At 63.8% G+C, this 13969-nt stretch carries 11 protein-coding genes and 1 other RNA gene; 5 read left to right on the forward strand and 7 right to left on the reverse strand.

The window, feature by feature from the left end; genetic code table 11:
- Nucleotides 1–20: 20 nt before the first annotated feature.
- From QTJ18_RS15150 to QTJ18_RS15170, 5 genes are all read right to left on the reverse strand, one after another.
- Entirely contained in the window at nt 21–1655 is a 1635-nt protein-coding gene (locus QTJ18_RS15150) for a Do family serine endopeptidase (RefSeq protein WP_252751022.1), read from the reverse strand.
- Between the two features lie 166 nt (nt 1656–1821).
- Nucleotides 1822–2877: a protease modulator HflC gene (gene hflC / locus QTJ18_RS15155; protein WP_252751023.1), complete on the reverse strand. Its 1056-nt coding sequence runs from the start codon at nt 2875–2877 to the stop codon at nt 1822–1824.
- Complete coding sequence (hflK, locus tag QTJ18_RS15160) at nt 2874–3998, reverse strand: FtsH protease activity modulator HflK (protein WP_252751024.1); 1125 nt, start codon at nt 3996–3998, stop codon at nt 2874–2876. Before hflK ends, hflC begins: the two co-directional genes overlap by 4 nt.
- 146 nt (nt 3999–4144) lie before the next feature.
- The gene (locus QTJ18_RS15165; RefSeq protein WP_252751025.1) at nt 4145–4681 is read right to left on the reverse strand and encodes a dihydrofolate reductase; all 537 of its coding nucleotides are present in this window, start codon (nt 4679–4681) and stop codon (nt 4145–4147) included.
- Nucleotides 4678–5472 carry a thymidylate synthase gene (locus QTJ18_RS15170; protein ID WP_252751026.1) on the reverse strand — a complete coding sequence of 265 codons (795 nt, stop codon included), beginning with the start codon at nt 5470–5472 and terminating at the stop codon, nt 4678–4680. The genes QTJ18_RS15165 and QTJ18_RS15170 overlap by 4 nt, the downstream gene beginning before the upstream one ends.
- Nucleotides 5473–5651: 179 nt before the next feature.
- Here QTJ18_RS15170 and QTJ18_RS15175 point away from each other — a divergent pair, with 179 nt between their 5' ends.
- From QTJ18_RS15175 to QTJ18_RS15195, 5 genes are all read left to right on the forward strand, one after another.
- Nucleotides 5652–6497, forward strand: a complete 846-nt coding sequence (locus tag QTJ18_RS15175; RefSeq protein ID WP_252751027.1) for a PhzF family phenazine biosynthesis protein — start codon at nt 5652–5654, stop codon at nt 6495–6497.
- Nucleotides 6498–6520: 23 nt separating this feature from the next.
- Nucleotides 6521–6899, forward strand: a transfer-messenger RNA (tmRNA) gene (gene ssrA / locus QTJ18_RS15180).
- Nucleotides 6900–7025: 126 nt separating this feature from the next.
- Nucleotides 7026–7538, forward strand: coding sequence for an SspB family protein (locus tag QTJ18_RS15185; protein WP_252751028.1), 513 nt, complete (start codon nt 7026–7028; stop codon nt 7536–7538).
- A 67-nt stretch (nt 7539–7605) separates the two neighbouring features.
- Nucleotides 7606–7812: a DUF4169 family protein gene (locus QTJ18_RS15190; protein ID WP_252751029.1), complete on the forward strand. Its 207-nt coding sequence runs from the start codon at nt 7606–7608 to the stop codon at nt 7810–7812.
- Nucleotides 7813–7847: 35 nt separating this feature from the next.
- Complete coding sequence (locus tag QTJ18_RS15195; protein WP_252751030.1) at nt 7848–8069, forward strand: ribbon-helix-helix domain-containing protein; 222 nt, start codon at nt 7848–7850, stop codon at nt 8067–8069.
- Between the two features lie 192 nt (nt 8070–8261).
- Here QTJ18_RS15195 and QTJ18_RS15200 read toward each other — a convergent pair whose 3' ends face one another.
- Together QTJ18_RS15200 and QTJ18_RS15205 are read right to left on the reverse strand one after the other, a co-directional pair.
- A complete protein-coding gene (locus QTJ18_RS15200; protein ID WP_252751031.1) occupies nt 8262–11945 on the reverse strand; it encodes an AsmA family protein in 3684 nt (1227 codons plus the stop codon).
- 396 nt (nt 11946–12341) lie between these two features.
- A complete protein-coding gene (locus QTJ18_RS15205; RefSeq protein WP_252751032.1) occupies nt 12342–13769 on the reverse strand; it encodes an FAD-binding oxidoreductase in 1428 nt (475 codons plus the stop codon).
- Nucleotides 13770–13969 lie beyond the last annotated feature (200 nt).

Here is a 13969-nt window from a genome sequence, read left to right on the forward strand (position 1 = left end):
CCGGACGATCATCATAACGCCTATTCGAGCGGCAGCGCGACGAAGCGCAATTCGCCCGCCGGATTGGCGATCATCACATGCGCATTGCGGCGCCCCTCGCCCTTCAGCGCATCCAGACGCGCCACGACATCGCCCGGCGTCTGCATGAATTCCTGGCCGATCTCGACGATGACCTCGCCCGGCTTGAGGCCTTTTTCGGCGGCGGGCGAACCGGCGGCAACTTCGGTGATCACCACGCCTTCGACGCTATCGGCAATGCCGAGGCTCTTCTGCTTTTCGTCGTCCAGCATGGCCACGGTCATGCCGTAGATCTGCGCAGACGCTTCCGCCTCGGCCTGACCTGGATCCGCCTGCTGATCGGGCGTATCGCCTTCGGTCTCGGGCGCGGCCTCCTCCGTCTCGGCCTCGGCCGAATCCTCCAGGCGGCCAAGCGTGACCTTCACGGTCTGCTGCTGGCCGTCCCGCAGGATCACGACATCGACCTCCTTGCCGACCGGGCTTTCGGCCACCGCCAGCGGCAGGTCGCGCATTTCCTTCACCGCCTTGCCGTCGAAGGTCAGGATCACATCGCCCGACTTGATGACGCCATTATCCACCGGACCGCCTTTGATCACGCCGGACACCAGCGCTCCCTGCGATTTGTCGAGCCCGAGGCTCTCGGCAATATCGTCGGTTACCGGCTGGATGCGAACGCCGAGCCAGCCTCTGCGGGTCTCGCCGAATTCGATCAGCTGCTGCACGATATTCTGGGCAAGCTCCGTCGGCACCGCAAAACCGATGCCGATCGAACCGCCGCTCGGCGAAATGATGGCGGTGTTGATGCCGATCACCTCGCCCGTCATGTTGAACAGCGGACCGCCGGAATTGCCCTTGTTGATGGCGGCGTCGGTCTGGATGAAATTGTCATAGGGTCCGGCATTGATGTTGCGTCCGCGAGCGGAGATGATGCCGACCGTCACCGATCCGCCGAGGCCGAAGGGGTTGCCGATCGCCATAACCCAGTCGCCGATCCGCATCTTCCTGGAATCGCCGAATTTCACCGCCGTCAGAGGCGCCTTCGGTTCGACCTTGAGCACCGACAGATCGGTCTTCGTGTCGGTGCCGACGAGCTTGGCCTTCAGCTTGTTGCCGTTCGGAAAGATGACCTCGATATCATCGGCGCCTTCGATGACGTGGTTGTTCGTCACCACATAGCCGGACGGATCGATGACGAAGCCGGAGCCGAGCGAATTGACCTTGCGGTTGCCCTGTTCCTTGTTCTCGCCATCGAAAAAATCGTCGAAGAATTCCTGGAAGGGCGAGCCTTCCGGCACGACCGGCTTTGGTCCGCCGGTCCCGGATTTGACGCTCTGCGAGGTGGAGATGTTTACCACCGCATCCAGCAGGCCTTCCGCCAGACCTGCAACCGAGGCCGGACCAGATCCGATCGCCGGGCCGCCCGGCACCTGAACAGAGGGTGCCTGAGCAGAGGGTGCCTGAGCCGGGGGAGCCGGAGGAGCGGGAAGCGGAGCAGCAGGAGCCGGGGCCGCAGGCGGGACAGGCGCCACAGGCCCGGGATTTTGCGCCGATGCGGGAGCGGCAGCGGCAACGAGCATGGTCAACGCCATCAGGCTTGCCGAGCCCTGTCTGAGCGACGTTCGGAGGGAGTTCACCATCAGGCTTCCTTGGTTCAAAAGACGGCAGATTTTCTGAAAGATAAGGCGGAATGAAGACAGGGGAAGTTACCTTTTCGTGAGTCCCCAGAAGATCGTGGTGGCTCCAATGAAAAGGGGCGGCTTTCGCCACCCCTTGCCAATCCTTGACGCTTGTCTGCGCACAGCCTCAGGGCCGCGTGCCGCCAGCCGGTGCCGCTGGCGTTCCGGGGACAGCCGGAGCCGCCGGTGCCGCAGGCGGAGTGGCACCTGGGGCTACGGGCGCAGTGCCCTGCGCCGGCGCGGCGGCGCCACCGTCCTGACCTTCAACCTGACCCGGAACCTCGGCCGGAAGCGGGCCTGGCGCTGCAGAGCTTTGGTTGAAGAAGCGGAAGAACTGCGAGTCCGGGCTCAGCACCATGGTCGTGCCGGTATCCGACAATGCCCCGACATAGGCGCGCATGGACCGATAGAACTCGAAGAAGTCCGGATCGCGGGAGAAGGCTTCGCCGAAGATGCGGTTGCGTTCGGCATCGCCCTCACCGCGGAGAATTTCCGAATCCCGCTGCGCTTCGGAGACAAGCTCCACCACCTGGCGATCGGCAATGGCGCGACGCCTCTGGCCCTGCTCGTTACCGCGGGCGCGGATCAGCTCGGCTTCGGCAAGACGTTCGGCCTTCATGCGCTGATAGGTCTGCTGCGAGACTTCCCGCGTCAGGTCGGTCCGGCGGATACGCACGTCGCGAACGCTCAGACCGAGCGATTCGGCAGCGGCCTGCAGATCGTTGCGGACCTCCTGCATCATCGACGAGCGCTCATCCGACAGGGCGGCGCTGAAGTCTCGCAGACCGTAGACCCGGCGGAGCGCCGCGTCGAGACGGGTGCGCAGGCGCGATTCGGCCGATTCGCGATCGCCGGAAACGGTTTCGCGGAAACGACGCGCATCGGTAATGCGGTAGACGACGAAGGCATCGACCTCGTAGAAGGCGCCGCCACGGACCTGAACGCGGATATTGTCCAGATCGAGCCGCAGTGCCCGGTCCTCGACATACTGGACGCGATCGGCATCCATGAAGGCGAAGGGCAGCTTGAAGTAGATGCCGGGCTCGGTCTTGACGTCCTGGATCTGGCCGAAGCGCAGCACGATGGCCTGCTGCTTGGCATTCACAACGAAGACCGAGGAATAGACCAGGAAGAGGATGACGGCGAGGCCGATCAGGATGGCTGGAAGACGATTGGCGTTCACGGCCGGCCTCCCTGATTGACGGCGCCGCCGGCCTGGGGATTGCCCTGGCGGGTGAGCTCGTTGAGCGGCAGATACGGAACGACACCCTGCTTGTCATCCAGGATGATCTTGTTGGAGTTCTTCAGAACCTGCTCCATGGTTTCGAGGAAGATGCGCTCGCGGGTTACGTCGGGTGCTGTCCTGTAGGCATCGTAGATGGACAGGAAGCGCTGGGCCTCACCGGTCGCCTCGTTGACGACGCGATCCTTGTAAGCAGACGCCTCTTCGCGCACCTGGGCCGCCTGGCCGCGTGCCTGACCCAGTTTCTGGTTGGCATACTGGTTGGCCTCTTCGACGAAGCGGTCCTCATCCTGTTCGGCGCGCTGCACTTCTTCGAAGGCATCGGCCACTTCGCGCGGCGGCGCCGCATCCTCGATCGGCACGGCATTGATGGCAACGCCGGATCCGTAGGTGTCCATGGTGCCCTGGATGATATCGCGCACTTCGGTGGAGATCTGCTCGCGGTTGTCGCGGAAGACGTCCTGCGCCGGGCGGCGACCGACGACTTCGCGCATGGCGCTTTCGGCGACCTGCTGCAATGTCGAGTTCGGATTTTCGATATTGAAGAGATAGGAACGCGGATCGGTGACCGTGAACAGCAGCGAGAACTGCACGTTGACGATGTTCTGGTCGCCGGACAGCATCAGACCTTCGCTGGAATTGGCATTGCCACGCGCGCCGATATTGATCTGCTGTTCGGTGACCTTGACGATCTCGACGGTTTCGAACGGCCAGAAATGATAATGAAGGCCCGGTCCGGAAATTTCGTCCTTCGGCTTGCCGAAGCGAAGCTCGACGCCACGCTCATCCGGCTGCACGGTATAGACCGACTGGAAGACGACAAAGGCAGCGATCACGACGAGGATGATGGCGAAGACGCCACCATTGAAACCGCCCGGAACCACACCGCGCAGCCTGTCCTGGCTGCGGCGGATGATATCCTCCAGATCCGGCGGACCTCCGTTGCCACCGCCATTTCCGCCACCGCCACCACGCGGGCGGTTCGGCCCCTGGCCCCATGGCCCCTGATTATTGCCGCCGCCCCCCCAGGGACCGCCGCCATTCTGATTGCTCCAGGGCATCAAAACCTCTTTGTTCGAGTCACTCCCACCCCTCGACGCGCCGCGTCACAAATGCGGCAATCGGGTCATTGCCCCGTTATAGGTATGCGCCGGTTCGCTTTCAACGCGCGAAGACGTGACTTGCGGGTGTTAGGTAACGAATTGTTTCAGTTTGCCGCAGTCCGGCGCCGATAGATGGCGAAACGGGTGGGAAACGTATCGCGTTCGCCGGCCGGGACGGCACTCTCCTCCACCTTCTCGAAAATCGCAGGGTCGATCGCGGGGAAGACCGTGTCGCCATCGGCAATCACGGTCTCCACATGCGTGATGTAAAGCCTGTCGGCCCGATCCATCGCCTGGGCGTAGATCTCGCCGCCGCCGATAACGCAGATCTCGTCCGCACCGGTTGTTTCCGCAATCCCCCTCGCCGTCTCGATTGCTTGCGCGAGCGAGGCAGCCATGCTGCAGCCCTCCACCGCGCGCGAGGGATCACGCGTCACCACCACATGCGGCCGCCCCGGCAGCGGGCGGCCACCGAAGCTTTCCAGCGTCTTGCGGCCGACGATCACCGGCTTGCCGAGCGTCATCTGCTTGAACCGCTTCAGATCCGTCGACAGCTTCCACGGCATGTCACCGTCGCGGCCGATGACGTTGTTTTGCGCCACCGCGGCGATCAGCACGAGGGGAATGGCCGGCCCCGTCATACGGCCACCGGCGCCTTGATGTGCGGATCGGCCTCATAGCCGACGAGATTGAAATCCTCGAAGGTGAAGCCGAAAATATTGCTTACCTGCGGATTGATCTCCATCACCGGCAGGCGTTTCGGCGTGCGCGTCAGAAGCAGTTCGGCCTGCTCGAAATGGTTGGAATAGATGTGGGCATCCCCGAATGTGTGGACGAAATCCCCCGGCTCCAGGCCCGTCACCTGCGCCACCATCATGGTCAGCAGGGCATAGGAGGCGATGTTGAATGGGACACCGAGGAAGATGTCGGCGGAGCGCTGGTACAGCTGGCAGGACAGCCGGCCATTCGAGACGTAGAACTGGAAGAGGCAGTGGCATGGCGGCAGCGCCATCTCATCCACCTGGGCCGGATTCCAGGCCGAAACGATGTGGCGGCGGGAATTGGGATTGCGCTTGATCCCCTCCACGAGATTGGCGATCTGGTCGACGCTGCCGCCCTCGGGACGCGGCCAGGACCGCCATTGATAGCCGTAGACCGGGCCGAGTTCGCCCTTGGCATCCGCCCATTCGTCCCAGATGGAGACCCCATTGTCCTTGAGATAGGCAATATTGGTCTCGCCCTTCAAGAACCACAGCAATTCATGGATGATCGAGCGGAGATGCAGCTTCTTCGTCGTCAGGACGGGAAAACCCTCCGCGAGATCGAAGCGCATCTGATAGCCGAAGACCGAGCGCGTGCCCGTACCGGTGCGGTCGCCGCGGTCGACGCCCGTATCCATCACGTGGCGGAGAAGGTCATGATACTGTTTCATTTCTGTCCTGCGCTTCAGACTCGAAGCCTCGATCATAAAGAGGACGGCGAAGAAGTTGAAGGGCCGCAGCGCCGCCATCCAGAACTAATCCGTCTCTCGTCCGTCGCGCCGGTCTTGCGGAACGGCCTCTTCCATGGCACCGACAAAAGGCGGCAGGCCCGCATCCGGGGAGTTCATGCATGACCAGCTTTGCCTTTCGTCAGGTCGACGTCTTCTGCCAGGAGCGGCTGGCGGGCAATCCGCTCGCTGTCGTCCACGGCGCCGACGGCCTCTCGGATGCGGAAATGGCCGCCTTTGCCCGCTGGACCAATCTCAGCGAGACAACCTTCCTTCTCAGCCCGACCCGGACGGATGCCGATTATCGCCTGCGGATCTTCACGCCGCTCGAGGAACTGCCCTTTGCCGGCCATCCCACGCTCGGCTCCTGTCATGCCTGGCTGGAAGCCGGCGGCCGCGCGGGTGGACCGTTGATTCGCCAGGAATGTAAGGCTGGCCTTATCCAGATCCGGCCCGCCGCCTCCGGCCTTGCCTTCCAGGCGCCTCCCCTGAAGCGGAGCGGTCCGGTGGAAGAGGACCTCGTTGATCGCGTCCGGCTGGCGCTTGATCTGACGCAAGAGCAGGTGGTCGCGGCGCATTGGGTGGATAACGGACCCGGCTGGATGGCGCTCCTGCTGCGCTCGGCAAGCGAGGTTCTGGCCGTCCGCCCGGATTTTTCGAAGATCAAGGGCATCCGCGTCGGCCTTGTCGGCCCGCATCCGCAGACGTCGGATCCCGGGCGCTGCGATTTCGAAGTGCGCGCCTTCACCGCGGCCGGCTTCGAAGATCCGGTCACCGGCAGCCTGAATGCGGGACTGGCCAGCTGGCTGGTCGCGGCCGGTCTGGCACCGGATGCCTATATCGCCGCGCAGGGCACGCAGGTGCAGCGCTCGGGTCGCGTGCATGTGGAACGCGAGGGCGACCGCCTGTGGATCGGCGGCGGCGTGCGCACCGTCATCGAGGGCAGGCTCCACCTGCACGAACAATAATCGCGGCGTCAGACCCGGCTCGCCCCCTTTTCAATTGCCCCCGAACCCCCTATATGAAGTCTTGCCGGGGCTTGCTCCGGCTATGGCAATAAACGGTCGGTGTAATAAACCTATTGGACCCGGGGGCGGTACCCGGCGCCTCCACCAAAAACCGGTCGGTCGCTCCTTGATGGACAGACCGGCTTTTGATGGGGGCGAAATAGGATCGACAAGGGCGTAAAGATCGAACTTTTGCTCGGCATGATACCGCCGTTATCGGGTCACAAGTGTAGTTGCAAACGACAACAACGCTAAGGAATACGCTCTCGCTGCCTAATGGCGGTGCGGGAATTCCGCTCTAAGTCCTCTTGGTTAGCCCCTTGAGGCGGGGTCCGAAGGCACCTGGCAACAGAAGCCTTCACCTAATCCCGTCAATGCCTCTCGATATGATTGCCGGTTCAGAAGGCCCTTCCGCGCGGACCGGACCTGCCGTATAACGGGCAAACAAATCGCCTTTGACACACGACATTCGATTGGAAGAAAGAACCTATGGGGCAGGATCACATCCGTTACGATATCTTGGCGCAGGACGCTCTGCGCGGCGTTATCCGCAAGGTTCTGTCCGAAGTGGCAGCAACGGGACGGTTGCCGGGTGATCACCACTTCTTCATTACCTTCCTGACCGGCGCGCCGGGCGTGCGCATCTCCCCCGCTCTGAAATCGAAATATGCCGAGCAGATGACCATCGTCATCCAGCACCAGTTCTGGGACCTGAAAGTCCAGGATACGCATTTCGAAATCGGCCTGTCCTTCTCCGATACGCCGGAGCGCCTCTCGATCCCGTTCAATGCGATTCGCGGCTTCTACGATCCTTCAGTGAATTTCGAGCTGGAATTCGAAGTACCGCTCACCGCGGAAGACGATCAGTCCGCCGAAATCACCGCCTATCCGGTGGATGCCGTGGCCGCCAAGCCGGCCGCCGAGGACGAAGACGCAAAGACGGACGAGGAAAAGAAGCAGGGCTCCGTGGTATCGCTGGACTCCTTCCGCAAGAAGCACTGATCCCGCCATGGCAGGCGGCCGAGGCCGCCGGCACCACTTGTCCAAATGTCTGATCTGGGAGGATGTGATGAGCGCCGATATCGTCAATCTGCGGCTGGCCCGGAAAGCCCGGACTCGGTCGGAAAAAGAGGCGGAAGCGGAGCAGAACAGAATTAGCTTCGGCCGGACCAAGCAGGAAAAATCCCTGACCAGGGCGCTGAACGACAAGGCGCGCAAGACGCACGATCAGGGCCGGCTCGACAATGCGGCGCCGGGCGGCACGGACGAGACGTGATCCCTGCCGCTCCCCGTCGATCCTGCCGCTGACAAATGATCCGCAAACATTCCGCGACCCTTCACGGCCACCGCACCAGCTTCACGCTGGAAGATGAATTTCTCGAGGAGTTGCAGCAGATCGCCGCGGCCCGGCAAGTCAGCCTCGCGGGACTGATCGCGAAAATCGATGATGCAAGGCCTTCAGACAGCAATCTCTCTTCGGCTCTCAGGCTCTTCGTGCTGTCGTCTTTGAAGGAGCGGTTGCGCCACACCTGATCTGACAGGATCATATCCGTCCGACAGGACCATCTCCCGCACCGCGCCAAAGTCCCTTCCTAGACAGTCCGTGCTTCAGGAAGCCGTGCCCCGAAAGCTGTCCGAAGACAGCCGTCCTGCGGACGCTCATGCCCGAGCGACCTATCCAGGCGGGCGTGGTGCGCGCCAGTCCGGTGGCGGCCAAGCCTCTGCTCAGTTGGGCGCGACGGAGTCGAAGCGGTTCTGTCGGAAGATGTCCCCTGTCGGCGGCGCGGCGGGCGGAATGACGAGCGCAGGCAGGCTTTCGGATTGCTGCCGGCGCGCCTCCTCCTCGGCCTTGGCCCGTGCCTCGGCTTCTGCCGCGCGCCGGGCCTCCTCCTCGGCCTGAAGCCGCGCCGCAGCCTCCGCCTTCTCGCGGGCAAGGCGCCGCTGCGTGTCCTCATAGGCATAAAGCGCCACTTCGCGGCGCAGACGCTGCTTTTCCAGAACGCTCGCCTGCAGGGTCTCCACCTGCCGCCGCTCGCGCTCGAAGGCCCGCAGTGAGAGGAAGTTCGTCATGGCCGATACGTCAATCGTCTCCACAGGCGCGGCAAGCGGTCCTTCATAGACAAGCCGGACCGCCGGATCGCCGCCGCTCACGGTCTCGTCGCCCGGCGAATAGGCGACCTGAACCTCACCCTCCAGCTGCGAACGCGTCAGGTCGGCGCGCAACTCGGCCGAAAGCGCCGTCTCACCAGCCTTCGCCGAGACATTCTGGATGCGGATCACGCCGCCACTCATCGTGAAGGGAATATCGACGCGGCCAATCGCCGCCATACCCTGATGCAGGAGATCGGCCACCAGCGGCGCCACCTTGGCTGCCGTCACATCTCCCTCGATCCGGTCGGCCTGCGCAAGCAGGGCGGGCATGAGCTGCGGATGAAGACGGCTGAGCGTCAGGTCAGAAAGGTGCAGCGCGCCGGAGCCGCTTCCCGCAGCCAGCAGGCCCGCGGGCGTCTTGGCGGTGGCTTCGGCGGCCAGCTCGAAACCGATGCGGCCGGTGGCGACCGGCTGCTCACCCGTCTGCCAGACAAGTGGCGCAAGATCGGCGCCTGAAACGGTCAGCCGCGTCTGGAAGAGACCGATCCCTTCGCTGTTGGACATGGCAAGCCGGCCACCGATCTGGCCGCCCAGCCAATTGCCCTTGGCATCCTCGATCGTGATCGCGCCATTGCGCAGGGCAAGCCGCGCGCTCAGATCGTCGACCGGCGGCAGACCGAAGCCGCGCAGGCTCTTTGCGCGGATCTGGATATCGGCATCCGCCCCGGCAAAGATCGGCAGCGCGAACGGCTTGTCCGAAAGATCCCCGCTCCCCGCATCCGTCAAAGGACCATAGACCGCCTCCCCCAGCCAGCCGAGATCGACGAGATCAAGGCCGATATCGCCTGCCAGGCGCGGCGCAGCGGAGGCGCGGTCATAGGAGAGCGTGCCGCTGATGCCATTGCCGTTGATGCGTCCTGCAAGATCGTCCACCGCCAGAACATCCGCCCGAACGCTGAGCCTGCCGGATATGTCGAGCGGCAGCCCGATGCCGAATTGCGGCAGTCCGACACCGGCAAGCAGCAGACTTGGCTCGATGTCCTGGCTCTTGAGCGTGAGGTCGAACGCGCCTTCGCCGAAATTGGCAGCGGCAAGCGAAGCGGTTCCCTTGGCCGAAGCCTCTGTGCGGTCTGTGGCATAGGTCACCGCGACAGTGGCCGGCGCATCGCCGGCCTGCTGGAGCGCGACCGAAAGCTTGGCGTCGCTGTCCCCGTCGAAAGGCAGCACCGTCAGGCCCATCTGCCCGAGCAGCGTGGCGGCCTGGGCGTTCTCCAGCGTCCCCTTGAGATCGACCTCCGTCGCCGCGGTAATGTCGAACAGCCTCGGCAGGCTGACATCCGCGACCAGCCGGCTGCCATTGCTGCTGCCGTTGACGGACGCCGCCAGACCACCATCCGACAGCGTCACTTGCGCCGTCAGGTCCGTCTTTGCATAAAAGGCTGCAGCCCGGCCGAGCCGGCGAAGCACGGGATGGTCCGGCAGTTTTTCGCGCAGCATGGCAATGAACGGACCGGGATCGGCACTCTGCAGGGTCAGCGTGCCATTGCCGGCATAGGAGAGCAGCGAGCCTTCCGCCGTTCCGCGTGCGGTGATGCTGGCGCCGGCCGCATCGCCGACCGACAGCGTCTGCAGAACCAGCTTGCCATCGCCGAATTCCAGCATGGTTTCGACCTTGGCGGCGGCAACGCCGAAGGCCGTCAGACGGCCCGCCTTGATATGGGCGGCAAGCCGGTGGTCCAGCACATCCTCGCCGGCATCGTCGCCGGTCAGAAGCGAGGCCAGCGCCCGCAGGGCATCGAGATCCACCTCATCGCCGGTCAGATCCACCGAGAGCGCCGGGGTCCGGTCACCGCCCGATTCACGCTCGACCCGCCCCTTCAGGGTCGCCGGCCCCACCGCCAGTTCCAGCCTGTCGAAGCGCTGGACCTCGGGCGTCAGATTGACGGAGGCCGAAAAGCCGGCAGCCTTCAACTGGCGGATGGCCGGGTCCACCTTGCCCGTCAGCCAGTCGGACAGGCCGGAGGGCTGGTTGGAGGCCAGCAGCATGTGGCCGGCAAAGGAGGGCTTGTCGAGAAGCTTCAGCGTGCCCTGCACCTCCACCTGCGTGCGGCCAGGCAGGGTTGCCACGGCATTGTCCACCGTCCAGCCGCCGCCGGCGGGACGCAGATCGAGCTTCACGTCGCGAATGGTCGTGCCGTCGGCCACAATGGCCGGCAAGCGTATGCTAGCCTTGCCCGGCACCTGCGGGATCGGCACCCTTGCGGCGGCAGCAATCAGCGCGTTCAGCCGCTGCTGGGCCGAGACATGCGGATTGCGAACCGTCTTGCCCTTGATCATGTCCGCCGTCAGGCGATTGACATCCACCTGCTGGCCATCGGCGGTCAGCAGGAATTCCGGCCTTTCACCGGTATCCAGCGTTCCCTCGCCGGTGATCACATAGGGGTTGTCGACCGCACCCACTTCGGTGCGGTACTGCGGAATGCGGATGCGGTCATTGGTTAGCTCGAACTTGCCCTTGGTGCGCGGCGGCGGCACCGGCTTTTCCGCCCCTTGCGGCAGGATGGGATTGAGCGGCTGATCCAGAAAACTGAGGCTGAAATCACCCTTGTATTCCGGCTTCTGCTCGTTGACCGCCAGCGCCCCATCGAGCTGCAGCTCGACCGGCGCGGCATCCGGCCAGATCTTCATGCGCAGGGGAACGCTTGCGTTTGCCGCCTCCGGCTCGCCGCTGGCAAAGGAGAATTTCGCCTCATTGCCGTCCAGGGATGCATTGCCCTCGGCGCGCCATGGGCCGGCAAGCGAACTGGCCGACATCTCGGCGGTCAGACCGGTCACCCGGCGCGTCTGGCCAGTCGCCTCGTCGATGAAGTCGATCTGGGCGCCTGTGACATGCACGTCTTCAAGCACCACATTGCGGGCCGGGATATCGGCCCGGCTGCCGCGCATCCAATCCAGCCTGCCGTCCTGCAGCACCCGAATCCGGGCCTTGGGACGGTCAAGCCGCATGTCGAAAATGCGCGCCTCGCCGGACAGGAACGGCGCCAGCTCCATGTCCATGGAGAACTGCTCGACCTGCACGATCGGCTGGCCGTCGGTATCCTGCCCGACCCGTACATCCGTCATGGTGACAGATGGGAACGGCAGGAGCCGTGCATCGAGCGTGCCGTTGACGGTGACTTTCTTGCCCAGGATCCGGCTGGCCTGCACTTCGAAATCGCGGCGGAAGCTGGACCAATCCAGAAAGAACGGGGCAAGCAGCGCCGTGAACAAGGCGACGACCACCAGGCCGCTGATCACCAGCAAAATCCGTCCAAGCACCGTACTATTCTCCTTGCATCAGCCTGCCGCTCCGATGGAACGACACTGGCATCCGATCCCCCCATCCGCGGCGATCTTGAGGATCAGACGACCCGTCCGAAACTCCACTGGAAACAGATATTTGCCTGTGGTCCCAAGCCATGTCGACGTCCTTTGCGTCAAGGTGCCGCGAACCGCCGCAAATGTCAAAATCCGGGCCAATCCCTCTCATCTGGCGGCTCTCAACGTCTGGTCGCTCTCAAGGCCTGGTCGCTCTCAAGGCCTTGCCGCTCCCGAAGCCGAGACGCCACGGCGGCCGAGACTGCTTGACCGTCGCACTGGCTATACCAGATCCTTGTGAAGGAAAAGCGCGGCATATCGCGCGCCTTGCCGGCGGTGATGGACCGGCTCCCGCGATCAGCCGCGAACCGTGTCGCCGCTGCGCAGGATCTTGCCCGGATTGAAGATCCCCTGCGGATCGAGCGCCTGCTTGATCTGTCGCATCAGTGCCAGCGCCGGCCCCGCCTCCTGTTCGAGAAAGCTCATCTTGCCCTGGCCGATGCCGTGTTCGCCGGTGCAGGTGCCGCCGGCGGCCAGCGCCCGGCGGTTCAGCCGCTCCACGAAGGCCTCGGTCCGTGCAATATCGGCCGGATCATTCTCGTCGAAGAGCAGCAGAAGATGGAAATTGCCATCGCCGGCATGACCGACGATCGGCGCCAGGAAGCCGTTTTCGATGATATCCGCATGGGTTTCAGCCACGCATTCGGCAAGCTTCGAGATCGGCACGCAGACATCCGTCGACAGAGCGCCCAGATGCGGGGCCAGCGCCCGCGCCGCCCAATAGGCATCATGCCGGGCCTTCCACAGCTTGGCCCTTGCCTGCGCATCTCCCGTCCATTGGAATTCTTCGCCACCGCATTCCGCAGCGATCATGGCGAATTGCTCGGACTGCATGCGCACAGTGTCTTCCGTGCCGTGAAACTCCAGGAAGAGCGTCGGCTTTTCGGCATAGGCGAGGCCGGAATAGGCGTTGCAGGCCTTCATCTGCACCTCGTCCAGCAATTCAATGCGGGCCACCGGAATGCCCATCTGGATCGTCATGATCACTGCCGCACATGCCGCCTCGACGGTCGGAAAGGCGCAAACGCCGCCGCCGATCTTTTCCGGAATGCCCTGCAGCTTCAGCGTGATGGAGGTGATGACACCAAGCGTGCCTTCGGATCCGACAAAGAGCCGGGTCAGGTCATAGCCGGCGGAGGATTTCCTGGCCCTGGTGCCGGTGGAGATTTCCTCGCCATCGGCGGTTACCACCGTCAGCGACAGGACATTATCCTTCATCGTGCCGTAGCGCACCGCATTGGTGCCCGAGGCGCGGGTTGCGGTCATGCCGCCGATCGAGGCATTGGCGCCCGGATCGATCGGAAAGAACAGGCCGGTATCGCGCAGATAGGTGTTGAGCGCCTCGCGGGTCACGCCCGGCTGTACTGTCACGTCGAGATCCTCGGGAGAGACGCGCAGAACCTGGTCCATCTTCGAGAAATCGATCGATATGCCGCCGGAGGGCGCATTGACCTGACCTTCAAGCGAGGAGCCCGTGCCGAAGGGGATGATCGGAACACGATGCGCGGCGCAGGTTTTCACCACGCATTTCACATCATCGACGCTTTCGACGAAGACCACGCCATCCGGTATCTGCCGCGGCAGGTAGGTCGTCGTGTGGGCATGCTGTTCGCGAAACGCCTGTCCGGTCTGCAGGCGCTCGCCCAACTGCTGCTTCAGAATGCCGAGGACAGTGACGATCCCCTCCTCATTGCGAAGGCCGGGTTGCACGTCTCTCATTACCATGGCGATGTCTCCGGATCAGGCCTCAGGATCGGTCTCTGGATCCTGTCCTGTCTTGGTAAGGAAGAGGCGCCGGCTTGTCCATAACGGAAAAGCAGGCGCGCCCGATGGACCCGCCCGGCACCTCCACCGCGCCTCCCGGCGTCCTCCCGTCTCGCGCCTCGGGCGCCTGCCCTGCCGGGGCACGCACCGCCTGCGCTCGT

The organism is Rhizobium sp. SSA_523, from assembly GCF_030435705.1.
Classification (GTDB): Bacteria; Pseudomonadota; Alphaproteobacteria; order Rhizobiales; family Rhizobiaceae; genus Neorhizobium.